Origin of the sequence: Microbacterium forte, assembly GCF_031885415.1 — a bacterium.
In the GTDB taxonomy this organism is placed as follows: Bacteria; Actinomycetota; Actinomycetes; order Actinomycetales; family Microbacteriaceae; genus Microbacterium; species Microbacterium forte.
This window is the reverse complement of sequence record NZ_CP116871.1, coordinates 834,383-853,580: the sequence shown is the minus strand read 5'-3', so window position 1 is coordinate 853,580 and position 19,198 is coordinate 834,383. Positions and strand designations below refer to the sequence as shown.

17 protein-coding genes are annotated in these 19,198 nt (G+C 67.5%); 14 read left to right on the top strand and 3 right to left on the bottom strand.

What is annotated here, in order from left to right; translation table 11 throughout:
- Positions 1 to 38 precede the first annotated feature (38 nt).
- From OB895_RS04280 to OB895_RS04265, 4 genes are all read left to right on the top strand, one after another.
- Positions 39 to 1,841 (top strand): acetolactate synthase large subunit, encoded by a 1,803-nt coding sequence (locus tag OB895_RS04280; RefSeq protein WP_042541744.1) that lies wholly within the window; start codon positions 39 to 41, stop codon positions 1,839 to 1,841.
- A gap of 2 nt (positions 1,842 to 1,843) precedes the next feature.
- Entirely contained in the window at positions 1,844 to 2,353 is a 510-nt protein-coding gene (gene ilvN / locus OB895_RS04275; protein ID WP_042541743.1) for an acetolactate synthase small subunit, read from the top strand.
- A gap of 45 nt (positions 2,354 to 2,398) precedes the next feature.
- Positions 2,399 to 3,427 carry a ketol-acid reductoisomerase gene (gene ilvC / locus OB895_RS04270; RefSeq protein ID WP_042541742.1) on the top strand — a complete coding sequence of 343 codons (1,029 nt, stop codon included), beginning with the start codon at positions 2,399 to 2,401 and terminating at the stop codon, positions 3,425 to 3,427.
- 108 nt (positions 3,428 to 3,535) lie between these two features.
- A complete protein-coding gene (locus tag OB895_RS04265; RefSeq protein WP_042541741.1) occupies positions 3,536 to 4,798 on the top strand; it encodes an alpha-L-fucosidase in 1,263 nt (420 codons plus the stop codon).
- A gap of 19 nt (positions 4,799 to 4,817) precedes the next feature.
- Here OB895_RS04265 and OB895_RS04260 read toward each other — a convergent pair whose 3' ends face one another.
- Positions 4,818 to 5,963, bottom strand: coding sequence for an ROK family transcriptional regulator (locus tag OB895_RS04260; protein ID WP_079112705.1), 1,146 nt, complete (start codon positions 5,961 to 5,963; stop codon positions 4,818 to 4,820).
- A gap of 201 nt (positions 5,964 to 6,164) precedes the next feature.
- Between OB895_RS04260 and OB895_RS04255 the strand changes: the two genes are divergently transcribed.
- Genes OB895_RS04255 through OB895_RS04230 form a run of 6 tightly spaced genes read left to right on the top strand, consistent with a single transcriptional unit; the run spans position 6,165 to position 13,199 of the window.
- On the top strand, positions 6,165 to 7,421 hold the full coding sequence (locus tag OB895_RS04255; protein ID WP_042541739.1) for an ABC transporter substrate-binding protein: 1,257 nt from the start codon (positions 6,165 to 6,167) through the stop codon (positions 7,419 to 7,421).
- A gap of 44 nt (positions 7,422 to 7,465) precedes the next feature.
- The gene (locus OB895_RS04250) at positions 7,466 to 8,371 is read left to right on the top strand and encodes a carbohydrate ABC transporter permease (protein ID WP_042541738.1); all 906 of its coding nucleotides are present in this window, start codon (positions 7,466 to 7,468) and stop codon (positions 8,369 to 8,371) included.
- Positions 8,361 to 9,272, top strand: a complete 912-nt coding sequence (locus OB895_RS04245) for a carbohydrate ABC transporter permease (protein WP_042541737.1) — start codon at positions 8,361 to 8,363, stop codon at positions 9,270 to 9,272. The genes OB895_RS04250 and OB895_RS04245 overlap by 11 nt, the downstream gene beginning before the upstream one ends.
- Entirely contained in the window at positions 9,269 to 10,249 is a 981-nt protein-coding gene (locus tag OB895_RS04240) for an ROK family protein (RefSeq protein ID WP_228385694.1), read from the top strand. The genes OB895_RS04245 and OB895_RS04240 overlap by 4 nt, the downstream gene beginning before the upstream one ends.
- A gap of 56 nt (positions 10,250 to 10,305) precedes the next feature.
- The gene (locus OB895_RS04235; protein WP_311879907.1) at positions 10,306 to 11,850 is read left to right on the top strand and encodes a M81 family metallopeptidase; all 1,545 of its coding nucleotides are present in this window, start codon (positions 10,306 to 10,308) and stop codon (positions 11,848 to 11,850) included.
- Positions 11,847 to 13,199, top strand: coding sequence for an alpha-L-fucosidase (locus OB895_RS04230; RefSeq protein ID WP_042541736.1), 1,353 nt, complete (start codon positions 11,847 to 11,849; stop codon positions 13,197 to 13,199). Before OB895_RS04235 ends, OB895_RS04230 begins: the two co-directional genes overlap by 4 nt.
- Positions 13,200 to 13,274: 75 nt before the next feature.
- Here the strand turns inward: OB895_RS04230 and OB895_RS04225 are convergent, their stop codons facing one another.
- Entirely contained in the window at positions 13,275 to 14,207 is a 933-nt protein-coding gene (locus OB895_RS04225; RefSeq protein ID WP_153302167.1) for a hypothetical protein, read from the bottom strand.
- A gap of 76 nt (positions 14,208 to 14,283) precedes the next feature.
- Between OB895_RS04225 and OB895_RS04220 the strand changes: the two genes are divergently transcribed.
- The 3 genes from OB895_RS04220 to serA all read left to right on the top strand — a co-directional run bounded on the left by OB895_RS04220 (position 14,284) and on the right by serA (position 16,877).
- A complete protein-coding gene (locus OB895_RS04220) occupies positions 14,284 to 14,808 on the top strand; it encodes a hypothetical protein (RefSeq protein WP_042542136.1) in 525 nt (174 codons plus the stop codon).
- Positions 14,805 to 15,158, top strand: a complete 354-nt coding sequence (locus OB895_RS04215; protein WP_042541735.1) for a hypothetical protein — start codon at positions 14,805 to 14,807, stop codon at positions 15,156 to 15,158. Before OB895_RS04220 ends, OB895_RS04215 begins: the two co-directional genes overlap by 4 nt.
- 114 nt (positions 15,159 to 15,272) lie before the next feature.
- A complete protein-coding gene (gene serA, locus OB895_RS04210; RefSeq protein WP_042541734.1) occupies positions 15,273 to 16,877 on the top strand; it encodes a phosphoglycerate dehydrogenase in 1,605 nt (534 codons plus the stop codon).
- A gap of 69 nt (positions 16,878 to 16,946) precedes the next feature.
- Here the strand turns inward: serA and OB895_RS04205 are convergent, their stop codons facing one another.
- Entirely contained in the window at positions 16,947 to 17,492 is a 546-nt protein-coding gene (locus tag OB895_RS04205; protein ID WP_042541733.1) for a TetR/AcrR family transcriptional regulator, read from the bottom strand.
- A gap of 112 nt (positions 17,493 to 17,604) precedes the next feature.
- Between OB895_RS04205 and OB895_RS04200 the strand changes: the two genes are divergently transcribed.
- Positions 17,605 to 19,140, top strand: coding sequence for an MFS transporter (locus tag OB895_RS04200; protein WP_079112706.1), 1,536 nt, complete (start codon positions 17,605 to 17,607; stop codon positions 19,138 to 19,140).
- The last annotated feature ends 58 nt before the right edge of the window (positions 19,141 to 19,198 follow it).

The window sequence follows — 19,198 nt, the reverse complement described above, 5'->3', positions numbered from 1 at the left end:
GCCTCCGACGTCGCCTACAGACCATCAGAAGGAGTGTCATGACTGCTGACACCGTCTCGGCTGTGCCGAGGCCGCCCGCACCCAAATCCGCCGCACCGGAGATCTCCGGAGCAGAGGCTGTCGTCCGCACGCTCGAGCTCCTCGGCGTCAGGGATGTCTTCGGCCTCCCCGGCGGCGCGATCCTCCCCGTCTACGACCCGCTCATGGATGCGGCCGACCTTCGGCACATTCTGGTGCGGCACGAGCAGGGAGCGGGCCACGCCGCCGAGGGCTACGCATCGTCGTCGGGCAAGGTCGGTGTCTGCATCGCGACCTCTGGCCCCGGTGCGACCAACCTCGTGACAGCGATCGCTGACGCCTACATGGACTCGGTGCCGCTGCTCGCGATCACCGGCCAGGTGTTCTCGACGCTCATGGGCACCGACGCGTTCCAGGAGGCCGACATCGTGGGAATCACGATGCCGGTGACGAAGCACTCGTTCCTCGTGAAGGACGCATCCGAGATCCCCGGCGCCATCGCGGCGGCGTACGAGATCGCATCGACGGGCCGCCCCGGTCCGGTGCTCGTCGACATCACCAAGGATGCACAGCAGGCCATGGCGCCGTTCGTCTGGCCGCCCAAGTACGATCTGCCGGGGTACCGCCCCGTGACGAAGGCCCATGGCAAGCAGATCCATGCGGCAGCCGCCCTTCTGGCCGAGGCCAAGAAGCCGGTGCTCTACGTCGGTGGCGGTGTGATCCGTGGTCGTGCGTCGGCCGAGCTGCTCGCCCTGGCCGAGACGACGAACGCACCGGTCGTGACGACGCTCATGGCTCGCGGCGCGTTCCCCGACTCGCACCAGCAGCACCTGGGCATGCCGGGCATGCACGGCACCGTCCCTGCGGTGCTTGCGCTGCAGGAGGCCGACCTGATCGTGTCGCTCGGCGCGAGGTTCGACGACCGTGTGACCGGCAAGGCTGCGCTCTTCGCGCCGAACGCCAAGGTCGTGCACGTCGACATCGACCCGGCGGAGATCTCGAAGATCCGCACGGCCGATGTGCCGATCGTCGGAGACGTCCGCGACGTGCTGGTCGACCTCGAATCCGCGTTCCGCTCGGCCGTCAACACGACAACTCCCGACACGGAGGAGTGGTGGTCGTACCTCGACGGCCTGCGCACCGAGTTCCCCCTCGGATACGCGCCGACGACCGACGGGCTCCTCGCGCCGCAGTACGTGATCCAGCGGATCGGTGAGCTGACCGGCCCGGAGGGCATCTACGCCGCCGGAGTCGGACAGCACCAGATGTGGGCTGCGCAGTTCATCAAGTACGAGCGACCCAACGCCTGGCTGAACTCCGGGGGAGCGGGCACGATGGGCTACTCCGTCCCCGCTGCCATGGGCGCCAAGGTCGCCGAGCCCGACCGCGTGGTGTGGGCGATCGACGGCGACGGATGCTTCCAGATGACCAATCAGGAGCTCGCGACCTGCACGATCAACAACATCCCGATCAAGGTCGCGATTATCAACAACTCGTCGCTGGGCATGGTCCGCCAGTGGCAGACGCTGTTCTACGACGGCCGCCACTCGAACACCGACCTGAACACCGGTCACGGCACTGTGCGCATCCCCGACTTCGTGAAGCTCGCCGAGGCCTACGGCTGCCTCGCGATCCGTGTCGAGAAGGAGGAGGAGGTGGACGCGGCGATCAAGCTCGCTCTCGAGACCAACGACCGCCCCGTCGTCATCGACTTCGTCGTCAGCGCCGACTCCATGGTGTGGCCGATGGTTCCCCAGGGCGTGAGCAACAGCTACGTCCAGTACGCCCGCGAGCACGCGCCCGCATTCGACGAGGAGGACTGACCATGTCGACTCACGTGCTGAGCCTCCTTGTGGAGAACACCCCCGGTCTGCTGACCCGCGTCGCAGGTCTGTTCGCGCGCCGCGGTTTCAACATCGACTCGCTCGCGGTGGGCGTGACCGAGGTGCCGGGCATCTCGCGCATCACCGTCGTCGTCGACCTCGAGGACCTGCCTCTCGAACAGGTGACCAAGCAGCTCAACAAGCTGATCAACGTCATCAAGATCGTGGAGCTCGACTTCCCGACCTCGGTGCAGCGCGAGCACATGCTCGTCAAGGTCCGCACCGACAACGCGAACCGGTCGAACGTCATCGAGGTCGCCAACCTGTTCCGCGCCTCGGTCGTGGACTATGCGTCCGACGCGCTGGTGATCGAGGTCACCGGTGATCGGGGCAAGGTCGACGCCATGCTCCGTGCCCTCGAGCCGTTCGGCATCAAGGAGATCGCGCAGTCGGGTCTCCTCGCCATCGGCCGCGGCGGCAAGAGCATCACCGAGCGCGTCCTGCGCGGCTGACCAGATTTCCTACACGTACACGAACACCAATCAAGGAGAAAACCAGTGAGCACCGAGATCTTCTACGACGCAGACGCCGATCTGTCGATCATCCAGGGCAAGAAGGTCGCCATCGTCGGCTACGGCTCGCAGGGTCACGCGCACGCGCAGAACCTTCGCGACTCCGGTGTCGAGGTCGCGATCGCGCTCAAGGAGGGCTCGAAGTCGGCGCCGAAGGCGGAGGAAGCCGGATTCGCGGTCAAGACCGTCGCTGAGGCGACTCAGTGGGCCGACCTCATCATGATCCTGGCGCCGGACCAGCACCAGCGCACGATCTACAGCGAGTCGATCGCCCCGAACCTCACCGAGGGCAAGACGCTCGCCTTCGCGCACGGCTTCAACATCCGCTTCGGCTACATCGACGCTCCCGAGGGCGTCGACGTCATCCTCGTCGCACCCAAGGCACCGGGCCACACCGTGCGTCGCGAGTTCGTCGCCGGTCGTGGCATCCCCGACATCATCGCCGTCGAGCGCGACGCGTCGGGCAACGCCTGGGCGACCGCGCTGTCGTACGCAAAGGCCATCGGCGGCACCCGTGCCGGCGTCATCAAGACGACCTTCACCGAGGAGACCGAGACCGACCTGTTCGGTGAGCAGGCCGTTCTGTGCGGTGGCGTCAGCCACCTCGTCCAGGCCGGCTTCGAGACGCTCACCGAGGCTGGCTACCAGCCGCAGATCGCCTATTTCGAGGTGCTGCACGAGCTGAAGCTCATCGTCGACCTGATGTGGGAGGGCGGCATCGCCAAGCAGCGCTGGTCGGTCTCCGACACCGCCGAGTACGGCGACTACGTGTCGGGCCCCCGCGTCGTGACCCCCGAGGTCAAGGAGTCGATGAAGGCGATCCTCGCCGACATCCAGAGCGGTGCGTTCGCGAAGCGCTTCATCGACGACCAGGACAACGGCGGCGAGGAGTTCCTCGCGCTGCGGGCCAAGGAGGAGACGCACCCCATCGAGGCCACCGGCAAGGAGCTGCGCTCGCTCTTCGCATGGAAGCAGCAGGACGAGGACTACGTCGACGGCAGCGCTGCGCGCTGACGCTGATTCGATCTTCGAAAGAACGGGCATCCCTCCGGGGGTGCCCGTTCTTCTGCGTCTGCACCGTTCACCTCGCTAGACATCGGATGTCTGTGCCAGGATGGAGGTATGCGACAGGAATGGTTTGATCACGCCCGCTTCGGCATGTTCGTGCACTTCGGCCTCTACAGCGGCGCCGCCCGGCATGAGTGGGTGCAGAACTACGAACGCCTGACCGACGAGGACTACCGCCCCTACTTCGAGCACTTCGATCCTGATCTGTTCGATGCTCGCGCCCTCGCGCGCACCGCGAAGGACACGGGGATGGGCTATGTCGTGCTGACCACCAAGCACCACGATGGATTCTGCCTGTGGGACTCTCAGCGCACCGACTTCACCTCCGTCGCGGCGACAGGGCGCGATCTGGTGCGCGAGTACGTCGACGCACTCCGCGCCGAGGGTCTCAAGGTGGGGCTCTACCACTCGGTGATCGACTGGCATCATCCCCACTTCACGATCGACTGGAACCACCCTCGTCGAGACGATGCCGACGCGCACGAACTGAACGTGGGCAGGGACATGGCGATCTACCGGGAGTACCTGCATGCTCAGGTGCGTGAACTGCTGACCGCCTACGGCGAGATCGACTACCTGTTCTTCGACTTCACCTACCCCGAGGCCAAGGACGGCTGGTCCGGCAAGGGGCCCGACGACTGGGATGCCCCCGGTCTGCTCGCACTGTGCCGCGAGCTCCAGCCGAACATGCTGGTGAACGACCGCCTCGGGATCCCCGCGGACTTCGTGACCCCCGAGCAGTATCAGCCCACCGCGCCGATCGTCCGAGACGGTGTCGCCCTGACGTGGGAGGCGTGCCAGACGCTCAACGGGTCGTGGGGGTATGACAGGGACAACACCGACCAGAAGTCGTCGACGATGCTGACGCAGATGCTGGTCGATTCGGTCTCGATGGGCGGCAACATGCTTCTCAACATCGGTCCGGACGGGCGCGGGGCCATCGCTCCGCGGGACGCCGCGACGCTCGGCGAGATCGGCGAATGGATGCGGCTGCACGGAGGTGCGGTGATCGGGGCGGGGCACGCCGAGTTCACGCCTCCTCGTGAAGGCGTGTACACCCGCAAGGGCGATCGTCTGTACCTGAGCCTGTTCTCCTGGCCGATGGGATTCGTCCACCTTCCGGATCTCGCCGGACGAGTGACATATGCGCGGCTGCTGCATGACGGGTCGTGGCTCAAGACGAGCGCATCCGACCCTGAGCAGCAGGCTGACCTGATGACCCCGGCAGGAGAGGCCGAGGGGACGCTCACCGTCCATCTGCCCGTCAGGCGCCCCGACGTGCTGCTGCCGGTGATCGAGCTGACGCTCTCGGCGTGAGGCGGGGAGTGGCGGCGGATCAGCCCGCCGCCACGTCCATGCCCTCGAGCGCGAGGCGGGCGGCGCCGTGCAGGATCGCATCCGCTCCCGTCGTCGCGGCCTCGATGCGCAGTCGCTGCGTCGCCAGGGGATGGCACGCCTCGTAGACGCGACTGCGGACTGCGGCGATGAACGGCTCGGAGGCGCTCATGCCCCCGGTCAGGAAGACCGCGTGCGGGTTGAAGAAGTTCACGACCCCCGACAGTGCCTGGCCGAGGTGCGTGCCCGCAGTCCGTACGAGCGAGGTCGCGAGCGGATCGGCATCCCTCGCCAGCGTCAGCACATCGGCGGTCGTGCGCACGGTGTCGTCGCCGCGCTCGCGCATCTGACGCACGAGGCTCGCGCCGCTGGCGACCGTCTCGAGGCATCCGGTGTTGCCGCACGAGCAGGGGATGTCACCGCTGCCGTCGATGCGGGTGTGCGTGATGTCGCCGGCAGCGCTCGTGGCGCCTCGGTGGATGTGCCCGTCGACGATCACCCCGCTGCCGATGGCAGTGCCCGCTTTCACCGTGATGCTGTGGTGCGTGTGGCCGAACTGCGCGCGGTGCTCGCCGAGCGCGGCGAGGTTCGCGTCGTTGTCGACCGTGACATGCGTTCCGAAGCGACCAGCCAGGTGCTCGCCGACCCGAAAGCCCGGCCAGCCGGGCATGCGAGAAGGCTGATCGACGGATCCGGTGAGCGTGTCCACAGGCCCGGGAAGGCTGACGCCGATCGCGTGGATCCGCGTGTCTGCGCCGAGGCGCTCGAAGACCTCGGCGATGCGCCCGAGGGTGGCCTCCGGGCCGTCGGTGAGATCGATCGCGATCGACTCGACGCCGAGCAGCGCGCCGCTCAGCGAGTGCCTTCCGATCCGAGCGTGCTGGCCGCCCAGGTCGGCGGACAGCACGATGCCGTCGCCGGCGATCTGCAGGACGCGTGGTCGTCTTCCCCCGCGTGAGGTGCCGTCGCCTGCCTCCTCCAGCACGCCCGCATCGAGGAGCGACTGCACCCTGAGCCCGACGGTCGACGCCGCGACGCCGAGCAGCGCGGCGATCTCGCTGCGGGAGTGCGCCTCCCCGCGCGCGACGAGATCGAGGATGCGTCGAGAGTGCTGATCCTCGACGGCGAGGGGCGAGGTGTCGGGCATGAGGCTCCTTCGTGATCGAAGCAAGGTCAGCGTAGCGGTCCAAGCCTGCGTTTCTGACTCGTTACGAATTATCAAGCTCCGATAAACATCGGATGTTCGGCTTGCAAGGGATTGTGAAGTGTGACAGCCTCACTTCATACGAAATCCTACTAGGTTGCTTCGATCTTCGAAATAACCTGATCCTTCCCGAGGAGGCATTCAATGAAGAAGTTGCGTGTGGGGGCAGCCGTCGCTGTCGCCGGCGTCGCTGTGGCGATGACCGGCTGTGCGAGTGGAGACGCCGGCGGTTCGGCCGACGGCGACACGATCGTCGTCGACATGTGGGCCGGCAGCGAATCCGATGTGGACGCCTTGGAGGCGCAGGTCGCCTTCGCCCAGGAGCAGAACCCCGACATCAAGATCAAGCTGCAGACGTCGCCCTGGAGCGACTTCTTCACCAAGCTCACGACGAACATGGCGAGTGGCAACATGGCCTGTGTCACGGGCATGAGCGGAGCACAGCTCGGCGGTTACACCCAGGGCTTCCGAGAGCTGAGTGCGGATGACCTCGAGACGGCAGGCATCGACTGGTCGGAGTTCAACCCGAGCGCCGACGGCATCCTGAGCTTCGAGGGCAAGGTCTACGGCGTGCCCTTCGACGTCGCCACGATGCTCGTCTACTACAACCAGGACATGCTGACGTCAGCGGGCGCCGCCACCCCGGAGATCGGCTGGACGTTCGACGACTTCGACAAGATCGCGGCCGACGCCACCAAGGACGGCAAGTACGGGTTCGCCATGGGCATGGGCGGCTACCAGTGGATGTCGATGCCGATCGCCTACTCGGCGACGCAGCCCGCGTCGGAGGACGGCTCGCTTCACATCGACGAGAAGGCTTTCGTCGACGCGGCGTCCTGGTACGCCGGGCTCGTCGACGAGAAGAAGGTCGCCGCGCCCGTGGCGTCCGCCTCCGACACAGGCTGGGGTGAGAACCAGTACTCGGGCGGCAACGCGGCGATGGCCGTCGACGGCACCTGGAACGCGGTGACCTACTTGAACAACGAGTCCGGCTTCGCCGCCGGAATGGCTCCGCTGCCCGCGGGCGTCGACGGCAACCCGGGGCCGATCCTCGGCTCGGGCTACGGGATCTCCGCGAACTGCGAGAACCCCGAAGCCGCCCTTAAGGTGATGGGCTCGCTCCTCGGTGAGGATGCGCAGGACTACATCGCGTCGTCTGGTCGTTCGTACCCCGCTCGCATCTCGTCGCAGCCGCTGTACTTCGAGTCCATCGACGAGGAGTACCGCGGTCAGGTGCAGTCGGTGTTCGAGGCGGCCTTCGGCGACACCGTGCCGCTCTACATGACGCAGAACTGGCAGAAGCTCGACAGCTACATCCAGCCCAACCTCGTCAGCGTCTACAACGGCCAGATGACGATGGAAGAGCTGCTGTCGAACGCTCAGGCGCAGTTCGGCGAGTGAGTCGACTCCGCTCTCTGCTGCACTAATCAACGAAAGAAACTGAGATGACGATCACGACGAGACGTCGAGGATCGCTCGCCAAGGTCGAGGCCCGCCAGGCGCTGGGATTTGCCAGCCCAGCCCTGGTGGGGCTCGCCCTGTTCACGATCGTGCCCGTGGGGCTGTCGATCGTGATGAGCGTCTTCGATTGGCCGACCTTCGGCGAGCGGACCTTCAACGGTGCGGACAACTACATCAGGCTGTTCACCAGCAGCCCCGACTTCTGGCCGGCGCTGCGCAACTCGGCGGTGTACACGCTGCTCTACGTGCCGCTGAGCGTCGCTCTCTCGCTCGTGCTCGCCCTCGGCCTCGGTCCGCGCATCCGCGGACGCGGAGCCCTGCGTGTGCTCTTCTTCATCCCGGTCGTGACCCCGATGGTCGCGAACGTCCTGGTGTGGAAGATGATGCTGCAGCCCCAGGGCCTGTTCAACGGTCTCTCGGAGACCTGGTTCGGGATCCAGTTGCCCAACTTCCTCGCCGACCCCTCGTGGGCCATGATCATGGTCGTCGCGATGAGCGTCTGGCAGGGACTCGGGTACAACATGCTGATCTTCTCCGCCGCTCTCGAGCAGCTCCCCGAGAGTGTCCTCGAGGCGGCGAGCATCGACGGTGCGCAGGGGTTCCGCCGCGTCTGGAGCATCATCATCCCGATGATCTCGCCGGCGATCTTCTTCGCGACGATCATGACGATGATCACCTCCCTCCAGGTGTTCGTCCAGCCCCAGCTGCTCACCGGCGGCGGGCCCGGGAACGCCACCAAGCCGCTCGTCATGTTCATCTGGGAGCAGGGCTTCACGTTCGGCGACCTCGGCCTCGCCGCCGCGGCCGCCTGGATCCTCTTCGCGATCATCATCGCGATCACCGGCCTGCAGTTCGCCGCACAGAAGAAGTGGGTGCACTATGAGCACTGAGACCCTCACCACGCCCACCGCGGCCATGCGCACACCCCGAGAGCTGCGGCGCGCACGTGGTGCAGCGACGACGCCGGCGGCCCGTGTCCGCCTCGTCATCGCGCACGTGTGCATCTACATCGCCGCGCTGATCTTCGTCTCGCCCATCGTCTACGCGTTCTTCTCGGCGCTGAAACCGAACACCGAGATGTTCTCGATGCCGCCCACGCTCGTCGGCTCCGAGCTGCGGTGGAGCAACTTCGTGGACGTCTTCGCCTACGGCCCCTTCGTCACGTACATCGCGAACTCGTTCATCGTCGCTATCCTCGGAACCCTCGTGGTGCTGGTCGTCTCGACCACAGCCGGCTACGCGTTCGGGCGCCTCCGCTGGAAGGGCAGGGATGCCGTCTTCATCCTGTTCCTCGCGACTCTGATGGTTCCGGCCGAGGTGCTCGTCATCCCGATGTTCCAGGTGATGCAGTGGTTCGACTGGGTCGACACCTATCAGGCGCTCGTGCTGCCTTTCGCATTCGGCGCCTTCGGAACCTTCCTGATGCGGCAGTTCTTCCGCGGTATCCCGTATGAGCTCGAAGAGGCCGCCCGCGTCGACGGCGCGGGTCCCGTCCGCACGTTCCTGCAGATCATCCTGCCCCTGTCGAAGTCGGCCGTCGCGGTGCTGGCGGTCTTCACCTTCCTGACGTTCTGGAACAGCTACCTGTGGCCGCTGATCGTCACAGTCGACTACGACGCGCACGGCACGCTTCCGGTCGGTCTCGCGAGCTTCGCGGGGCTCACCGGCACCCGGTGGGATCTGCAGATGGCAGCGGCGATCATCTCGATGATCCCGACGACTCTGCTCGTGATCGTGCTGCAGAAGCACCTGGTCAAGGGCATCGCGATGGCGGGGCTCGGCGGACGATGACGGTCACCGATCAGGAACAGATGGCGGTGACGCCGGATGCACGACCGCCCGGGGCATCGCAGGGCATCGTCGGGATCGATATCGGAGGCACCAAGATCGCGGGTCTCCTCGTCGACGAATCGGGAACGATCGTCACGCGCGCCAGCGTCGCGGCGCCCGCGAGCGAGGGCGGCGACGCGATGGCCGATGCCGCGGCGACGCTCGTGCGTGATCTCGTCGCCCGCGCCTCGGCGCAGCTCGTCGCGGTCGGCGTGGGAGCGGCAGGGGTCGTCGATCATGCGACCGGCACCATCCGCGCGGCTTCGGCGACCTTCGTCGGGTGGGCGGGCTTCCCTCTGGCCCATGCGCTGTCCTCGCGGCTCTCGGTGCCCGTGAGCGTCGAGAACGACGTCAACGCCTTCCTCCTCGGCGAGGTGGCTGCCGATCGCCGTGCCGACGACGTGCTCGGCGTGATGCTGGGCACCGGAGTCGGCGGCGCCGTGATCATCGACGGACGGCTGCGGCATGGTCCGCACGGAGCAGCGGGTGAGATCGGCCATACCCCCGGGTACAGCGACCTCGTCTGCACCTGCGGCCAGGTCGGTCACCTCGAGACCCTGGCCTCCGGGACCTCGATCGCACGCCGATACTCCGAGCGCGTCGGAGATGCCGTCGAAGACGCGCGCACCGTCGCCGAGCGAGCACGCTCGGGTGACCCCATCGCCGTCGAGGTGTTCGCGTCGGCCGGCCGCGCGGTCGCATTGGCGTGCGCGAGCGCGGCGACCCTGCTCGATCTCCCTCGCGCCATCGTCGGAGGAGGAGTCTCAGAGGCCTGGGATCTGCTGGCACCGGCGATCGAGCAGACGCTGCGGACCGATTCTCCCGTCTCCGGCCTGCCGCTCGTCATCGCACCGGCGCGGCTGGGTGCGGATGCCGTCGCGCTCGGCGCCATCGAAGCGGCGCGCCGGACCCTCGTGACGGCGGGAGAGAGATCATGACGAACATGACAGAGGAGACAGCAGTGACCGCACGACCCGAGGCCAGCGAGATCTGGATGGGCGCGCTTCCTGGCGTCGAGACGGGCGGGCTCGAGCGACCGAGGATCGGGATCGCCGGGATCTCGATCGAATCGAGTACATTCTCGCCGCACATCTCCGGCGACGAGGCGTTCACCGTTCGCACGGGTGCGGAGCTGCGCGCCTACTATCCCTTCCTCGACGAGGGGCGTGAGCTCGCGGAGGCCGCGGACTGGGTGCCGCTGACCCACGGCCGATCGCTTCCCGGTGGTGCCGTGGATGCTGACACCTACAGCCGCATGAAGACGGCCATCGTCGACGGCATCCGCGCGCACGGGCCATTCGACGGGTTCTTCTTCGACATCCACGGCGCCATGAGCGTCGTCGGCATGGACGACGCCGAGGGGGATCTCGCGCTCGCTGTGCGGGAGGCGCTCGGGGACGACACGCTGGTGTCGACGTCGATGGATCTGCACGGCAACGTCTCGGAGACGCTGCGCGACGCCGTGGACCTGCTCACCTGCTACCGCATGGCACCGCACGAGGACTGGCTGAACACCAAGGAACGAGCCGTGTGGAAACTCCTCGCCCGGCTGCGGGGGGAGTGCGGTGCCGATCCGCAGCGCCGGCGCCCGTATACCGCGTGGGTACCAGTGCCGGTGCTGCTGCCGGGTGAGAAGACGAGCACCCGACTGGAACCCGCCAGGGGGATCTACGCCGAACTCCCGCTGATCGACGCACTTCCCGGTGTCGTCGACGCCTCGGTGTGGATCGGCTACGCCTGGGCGGATGAACCACGTTGCCAGGCGTACGTCGTGGTCACCGGTGACGATCGCGAGGTCATCACCCGCGAAGCGGAGCGCATCGCCCGGATGTTCTGGGAGGCGCGCGAGGACTTCGTCTTCGTCGCCGAGACGGGGTCGCTCGAGGAGGCCCTCGCCAAGGCTCTCGCGCCGGATGCCGCGCGTCCGTACCTGATCTCCGACTCGGGAGACAACCCCACGGCCGGGGGCGCGGGCGATGTCACCTGGACTCTTGCGCACCTGCTCGACCGCCGCGAGCTGACGGACGGCTCGCACACCGCTCTGGTCGCCTCGGTGTTCGATGCCGACGCGGTCGCCCAGGCGGTCGCTGCGGGAGCCGGCGCCACGGTGTCGCTGTCGGCCGGAGCCCGAGTGGACGACGGCCCGCATGGGCCCGTCGAGATCACCGGCACCGTCTTCTCGATCACCGAGGGTGATCCGGACGCCGGCACGCAGGTCGTGATCGCCGTCGGCGGTCTGCATGCGATCATCACCGAGCGCCGCAAGCCCTTCCATCATCTGGCCGACTTCCGGATGCTGGGGCTGGAACCCACGACCGCCGACATGGTGGTCGTCAAGATCGGCTATCTGGAGCCCGAGCTGTACGACCTCGCTCGCGGCTGGACGCTCGCGCTCACGCCCGGTGGCGTCGACCAGGACCTTCTGCGGCTCGGTCATCATCGGCTGCAGCCGGGCGTGTACCCGTTCGACCCGTCCGGCACGCCGGACCTGACCGCCGTGGTCGGACGCCGCGGCGACCGTGAGGAGACCATCGCATGATGAACTTCGAGAAGCGCACAGGCCCCGATTTCGGCACTGCGGCGCCTGTGTATCCGACGAACGGCGTGCCCGACTGGTACCGCGACGCGAAGCTGGGCTTCTTCGTGCACTGGGGTCTCTACTCCGTGCCGGCATGGGCGGTGCAGCACGGCGACGGCGTGAACATCCCCACGGAAGACGCCTACGCGTGGCACCAGTACGCCGAGTGGTACGGCAACACGGTGCGAATCGCGGGAAGCCCCACCTGGGAACGGCACCAGCGACTCTTCGGCCCCGGAACCTCGTACGAGGACCTCGCCGATCGATGGGATGCGTCGGCATTCGATGCGGACTCCTTCGTCGGAGAGCTCGTGGATGCGGGGGCTCGGTACATCGTGCCGACCACGAAGCACCACGAGGGGTTCTGCCTGTGGGGCACCGAGACGACAGGATTCAACGCGGTCGCCCGCGGGCCCCGTCGTGATCTGATCGCGGAGTTCCAGGCCGCGACCCGCAGGGCGGGAGCGAAGTTCGGCGTGTACTACTCGGGCGCGCTCGACTGGCACGTGAGCGATTTTCCGCCGATCGAGTCCGACACGGACCTGTTCCGCTACCGCCGCAACGATGAGCACTTCGCCCGCTACTCGGCGGCACAGCTCGACGAGCTGATCGAGCGGTTCTCGCCGGACCTGCTCTGGAACGACATCGAGTGGCCGGACGGCGGGAAGGCCGGGGACGACTATGCGGTCGCCGCGCTGCTCCGGCGCTACTTCGATGCCGTGCCCGACGGCGTCGTGAACGATCGGTGGGGAGTGCCGTACCACGGCTTCCTCACCCGTGAATACACGGACATTCCCGAGATCATCCCTGAGCCGTGGGAGTCGACCCGCGGACTCGGCTACTCTTTCGGCTTCAACCAGGACGAGGACTCGCGCCACTCGCTGTCGGGCGCTGCGCTCATCAGACTCCTCGTCGACGTCGTGGCCAAGAACGGCAATCTCCTCATCAACGTCGGCCCTGCCGCCGACGGTTCCATCCCCGCCCTGCAGCGCAGTGCGATGCGCGAGCTCGGAGGGTGGCTGCGGGCGAATGGCGACGCGATCTACGGCACTCGCCCCTGGATCAGGATGGGGGAGCCGACCGGGTCTCCGCGTCGGTACACGCGCTCCGCAGCCGGAGTGCACATGCACGTGCTCGATCCCACGACGGGCACGGCCGAGCTGCCGGCGGAGTTCGACGAGAGCGCGCTGCGCTGGGTGGACGGCTCAGCGGTCGAATCCACGTCCGATGCGTCGGGCGTGCGCACAGCGACCATCCCCTCGGCGCTGCGCGCAGAGGCGGTCGCCGTGCTCACCGCTTCCGGAGTCTGACCGGCCCCGTAACCCGTTCGCGCGAAGGGGCCCGGTGCGCATCGCACCGGGCCCCTCTCGGCGTGCGGTCGTCCGTCACTCGGACGGTGCGTCCTCGATCACGGGCGGGGCGTCGTCGCCGTTGGTCCAGACAGGAGCCGGGAGAGCGGTGTCGACCGCGCCGGCCTGGATCTCGCGCAGCGCGTCTTCGATCTCGTCGGCGTTCTGAGGGACGGACAGACCGCAGGCATTCAACTCGGACGCGAACTTCAGCGTGAGGCGGGATTTGCCTGCCTCCACGGCTTCTGCCGTGGTGCCGATGCGCTTCTCGCTGCCCGTCTGGATGTCCGACACGTCTTCGCAGACGTGGTAGACCGCGCCGCCGTCGACCCACACGACCTCGTCTTTGCCGAGGAGCTGGATCACGGCTGACTGGTCGGCGGTGTACTTCTCGACGGAGGGCGGGTTGAAGTCCACTCCGATCACCGTGGCGAGCAGAGCGAGGACCACTCCGACGATCCCGGCGGTGGTCTTCTGGCCCTTGCTCATGTCCTTGTTGAGGAAGATGAGGATCACCAGGGGCAGGAACGCGACGATCGCGATGATCGCGCCGAGCTGGTTCTGCACGAAGAAGCGCACCGTCTCGGACCTGCGGGCGGGATCGAGACGGTTCGCCTTCTTCCACAGGATCGAACCGGTGATGGCAAGGGCTGCGATCACCACGAGCAGCACGAGGAGGGTGACGAACGCCCACTGCGGGAACACCACGGTGACGCCGCGGTCTTCGAGCAGGCCGGTGTCCGGATCGCGGACGAGGGCTCCGTCCTCGCCGACGTACTCGCGCTGGCGCAGGAGCCAGAAGATCGAGACGCCCTCGCCGATGATCGCGAGCGCCCACAGCACGGCGGCGATCCAGCGGAACGTGGTGGCCCTGGACTTGGCTGCGGCCGTCGGCTTCCACCCGGCTGCGGGTTCGTCGACGGAACCGCCAGAGGGGCTCTGGTCGGCGCTCTTGTTCTGCTCGGCCACGATCTTCCTTCCGGAAAGGGCCCCGGTGGCCCAGATGCCCCCGAGCATAGTGGACGACGTGTCCTACGCTGAGGACATGACTTCCGATTCCGACGACGCCCTGACCTGGGACGGTGACGACGGCGTCGCGCCGAAGACGCCCGCACCGAAGGGCTCTGACAGAGAGGCGTCCGCGCCCCATGGCGACGCCTCCGACGACGCAGCCCTGCCGGACGGGTGGAACGCCGTCGGCCGGGGCAGCGAGGCCGTCGGGCACGTCGATGCCGACGGCACGGTCACGATGCCCGATGAGCAGGAACCGGCGCATCTGAGCACGGCGATGCTCCTGACACTCGGGATCGTCGGCGGCGTCTATCTGCTGTACAGCATCGGCTGGGTCGTCGGTGGCCTCCGGCTCAAGCCGCTCGCCAATCTGATCGTGGCCGATGCCATGTACGTGCCGTGGTTCGTGCTCGCGGTGGCGGCACCCGCTCTGTGGTTCCTCGCGGTGTGGGTGCTCACCCGGGCCAAGGCGGCCTGGATCCGCATCGGGCTGCTCCTGCTCGGAGTGGTTCTTCTCGTGCCATGGCCCTTCGTGACGGTGGGGGTGATCGGATCATGACCGGGACGCAGTCGGCTTCTCCCGCAGCCTCCGGTTCTCCTCGGTGGCTGAGCGCGGTCGTTCTCGGCCTCGCAGGTCTCTTCTACGCCTACGCCATCTGGAATGCCGTCGCGCATGTGATCTCGATGGCGCAGAACGGCCTCACGGGGATCGGATGGGTGACGCTGCTCTTCGGCGTCGTCTTCCCCGCCATCGTGTTCGTCTTCGCGTATGCGATCGGACGACGCCGTCGCGCCGGCGAGCTCGCGCTGGTGCTGCTGGCCGGCCTCGGCATCGTGGCGGTGTTCTGGTTGAGCCTGATCGGATACAGCATCCTCAACATGTCGGATCTCGTGACGGCCGTGGTCTGATCCACGGCGTCACACGGCACGGAGCAGCAGGAGCGCTCGGGTACAGTTGAGGTGATCGCGCCCCCATGGTGTGCGGCGCATCGGCCCCCTGTCGCGCTGCCCCGAAGGATCCCTGTGCCGAAGCCCGTCGTGCTCATCGCCGAAGTTCTCTCTCCCGCCACGATCGAGGCCCTCGGTCCCGACTTCGACGTCCGCAACGTCGACGGCACTGACCGCGAGGCGCTCTTCGCCTCGCTCGCAGAGGCCGATGCGGTGCTGATCCGCTCGGCGACGCACATCGACGAAGAGGCGCTGACGCACGCGCCGAAGCTGAAGGTCGTCGCCCGCGCGGGCGTCGGACTCGACAACGTCGACATCAAGGCGGCCACCGCGGCCGGCGTCATGGTCGTCAACGCTCCGACGTCGAACATCATCTCGGCCGCCGAGCTCACGGTCGGACACATCCTCAGCCTCGCCCGTCGCATCCCCGCGGCCCATGCCTCCCTCGCCGCCGGCCAGTGGAAGCGCAGCTCGTTCACGGGCGCGGAACTCTTCGAGAAGACCGTCGGCATCGTCGGCCTCGGTCGCATCGGCGCTCTCGTCGCCGCCCGCCTCGCCGCGTTCGACATGCGCGTCGTCGCGTACGATCCCTACGTCACCTCGGCTCGTGCGCAGCAGCTCGGTGTGCAGCTCCTCTCGCTCGACGAGCTCGTCGCCGAGGCCGACTTCCTCACGATCCACATGCCCAAGACGCCCGAGACGACCGGCATGATCGGCGCCGAGCAGTTCAAGGCCATGAAGCCGACCGCCTTCGTCGTGAACGTCGCCCGCGGTGGCCTCATCGATGAGGAAGCGCTTCACGCCGCGCTCGTCGCCGGTGAGATCGCCGGCGCAGGACTCGACGTCTTCACCTCCGAGCCGCCCGCCGAGGGCGGAACCGCTCGTCCGCTGCTCGACCTCCCCAACGTCGTCGTGACCCCCCACCTCGGTGCCAGCACCGAGGAGGCGCAGGAGAAGGCCGGTGTCTCGGTCGCGCGCTCCGTGCGCCTCGCGCTCGGCGGCGACCTCGTCCCCGACGCGGTCAACGTCGCCGGGGGAGTCATCGACCCTTACGTGCGCCCCGGAATCTCGCTCGTCGAGAAGCTCGGTCAGATCTTCGCCGCCCTGGCGACGTCGCCTCTCACGAGCCTCGACGTCGAGGTCCACGGGGAGCTGAACGACTACGACGTCAGCGTGCTGAAGCTCGCGGCGCTCAAGGGCATCTTCACCAACATCGTCAGCGAGACGGTCTCGTACGTCAACGCGCCGCTGCTCGCCGACCAGCGCGGCATCGCGGTTCGCCTTCTCGCGGACGACGTGAGCGACGAGTACCGCAACGTGATCACTCTGAGCGGCGCTCTCTCCGACGGCTCGCAGCTCTCGGTGTCGGGCACCCTCACCGGTCCGAAGCAGGCAGAGAAGCTGGTCGCCATCAACGACCACGCGCTCGAGCTGCCGATCGAGAAGCACCACGTCGTGATGCTCTACACCGACCGCCCCGGCATCGTCGCGGTCTACGGCCAGAAGTTCGGCGAGGCAGGCATCAACATCGCCGGTATGCAGATCTCGCGGCTCGGCGCCGGTGACCAGGCGCTCAGCGTGCTGACGCTGGACTCGCCGGTGTCCGACGACCTGCTCGAGGACCTGCGCACCGAGATCGACGCCGACCTGTTCCGTCAGATCGAGATCACCGACATCTGATCCAGACGCACGAAGAGAGCGGGAGGGGTGGCCGAGCGGCCGTCCCTCCCGCTCTGTCTCTCGCCCGTCTCAGGGAGCCGTGGTGCGGAGCACGAGGGCGATCAGATCGTCGAGCTCGTCGCGATGGGGGACGAGGTGCTCCTCGCCGTTCACGTCGAGTGAGTTGTTGAAGTAGAGCCCGTCGCTGAGCAGCATCACGAGGTTGAGGCTCGCCCGATCGCGCACGTGCGGACGGATCATGTCCTCCCAGCGGCGCCGCACTGTGCGCAGCGCCTCGCCCGCCGGCAGAGAGCCGCCCTGTGCCAGACGCGATGCGGCGATGAGCGCGCGATCCAAGGCGTCGTCCTCCATGACGGACGTGCGCACGTAGTACGCCACCGGACCCTCGTCTGCCGCGGCCATGCGCTCGAGGTCTGCCGTGGTGAGTGCGTCGAGACGATCGAGGAGTCCCGCCGCGAGGTCCTCTTTCGAACCGAAATGGTAGAGCAGCCCGCCCTTAGAGACGCCGGCGGCTTTCGCCGTCGCGTCGAGCGTCGCCGCTCGCTCGCCGTCATTGATGACGATCGACTCGAACGCGTCGAGCACGCGCTCGCGGGCCAGGGGAGGTCGGGGCATCGGGGTTCCTCTGTTCGTCTCTCATCACCGTAACGCCGACAGATGACGATTCTGTTACTATACCAGCTGGACGGTTTAGTTACGATGCCGTCGTGATCCTGAGAGGTGTTCCATGACCCGTACTGCGTCGATCCCGACGACAGAGACGGATGCTCCCCGCGTCGGAGCCCGTGGCTGGGCGGCGCTCGTCGTCCTCATGCTGCCGGTGCTCCTGGTGTCGGTGGACAACACGGTGCTGAGCTTCGCGCTCCCCGAGATATCCATCGCGCTCGCGCCCACCGGGGCGGAGCAGCTGTGGATCATCGACGTGTACCCGCTCGTGCTCGCAGGACTCCTGGTGACCATGGGAACCCTCGGCGACCGCTTCGGACGTCGCCGGATGCTGCTGATCGGTGCCTCCGGCTTCGCGGCCGTGTCGGCTCTCGCCGCCTTCGCCCCGACCGCCGGGCTGCTGATCGCCGCACGCGCGCTGCTCGGCTTGTTCGGCGCGATGCTCATGCCGTCGACGCTGTCGCTCCTGCGTTCGATCTTCCAGAACCGCGATCAGCGTCGCCTCGCGATCGCGGTGTGGGCGTCGGCCTTCTCCGCAGGTTCGGCGCTCGGTCCGATCGTGGGAGGGTTCCTGCTCGAGCACTTCGACTGGGGCTCGGTGTTCCTGATCGCCGTCCCCGTGCTCATCCCGCTGCTGATCGCGGCGCCGCTGCTCGTGCCCGAGAGTCGCGATCCGAATCCGGGACGCATCGACATCGTCAGCATCGTGCTCTCGATGGCCGCGATGATCCCCGTCGTCTATGCGATCAAGTCGCTCGCCGTCGACGGGCCGAGTCTCACCGCCGGCGCCTGGGCGCTGCTCGGCGTCGCCATGGGCTATCTCTTCGTGCGTCGCCAGCTCACCGCTGAAGTGCCCATGCTCGACATGGGCCTCTTCCGCCGGGGCTCGTTCTCGGGGGCGATCCTGGTCAACCTCCTCAGCGTGGTCGCGCTCGTCGGGTTCCTCTACTTCGTCTCGCAGCACCTGCAGCTCGTGCTCGGCCTCTCGCCGATGACGGCGGGCGCGGCACTCGTGCCCGGCATGCTCGCGATGATCGTGGCCGGACTCTCCGTGGTGCCGATCTCCCGCAGGGTGCCACCCCACATCCTGGTGCCGGTGGGACTCGTCTTCTCGGTCGCCGGCTATCTGCTCGTGGCGTTCACGACGTCCGATCACGGCATCGCGCCCCTCGTCATCGCGTTCGTGGTGCTCGGGATCGGCATCGGCGGTGCCGAGACGATCTCGAACGAGCTCATCCTCTCGAGCGCGCCGGCTGAGAAGGCCGGAGCCGCGAGCGCCGTGTCCGAGACGGCGTACGAACTCGGTGCGGTGCTCGGCACGGCAGTGCTCGGTGGCCTCATCACCGCGTTCTACCGGGGTGCGCTCGTGGTCCCGGAGGGCATTCCTGCCGAGGCCGCGCATGCAGCGACCGAGACCCTCGCGGGCGCCTACACCGCCGCGCAGGAGCTTCCCGCACAGCTCGGAGACGCGCTGTGGGACGCGGCATCCGCGGCATTCGGCTCGGGCGTCATGGTCACCTCGCTGATCGGCGCAGGGCTGGTCGTTCTCGCCGGAGTGATCGCGGCCGTCACACTGCGCAAGGCCCCCGCGCACTGACCAGTACGCTGGGAGAACCGGCCCGCTCGGCATCCGCCCGAGCGCTGGCCGGTTCATC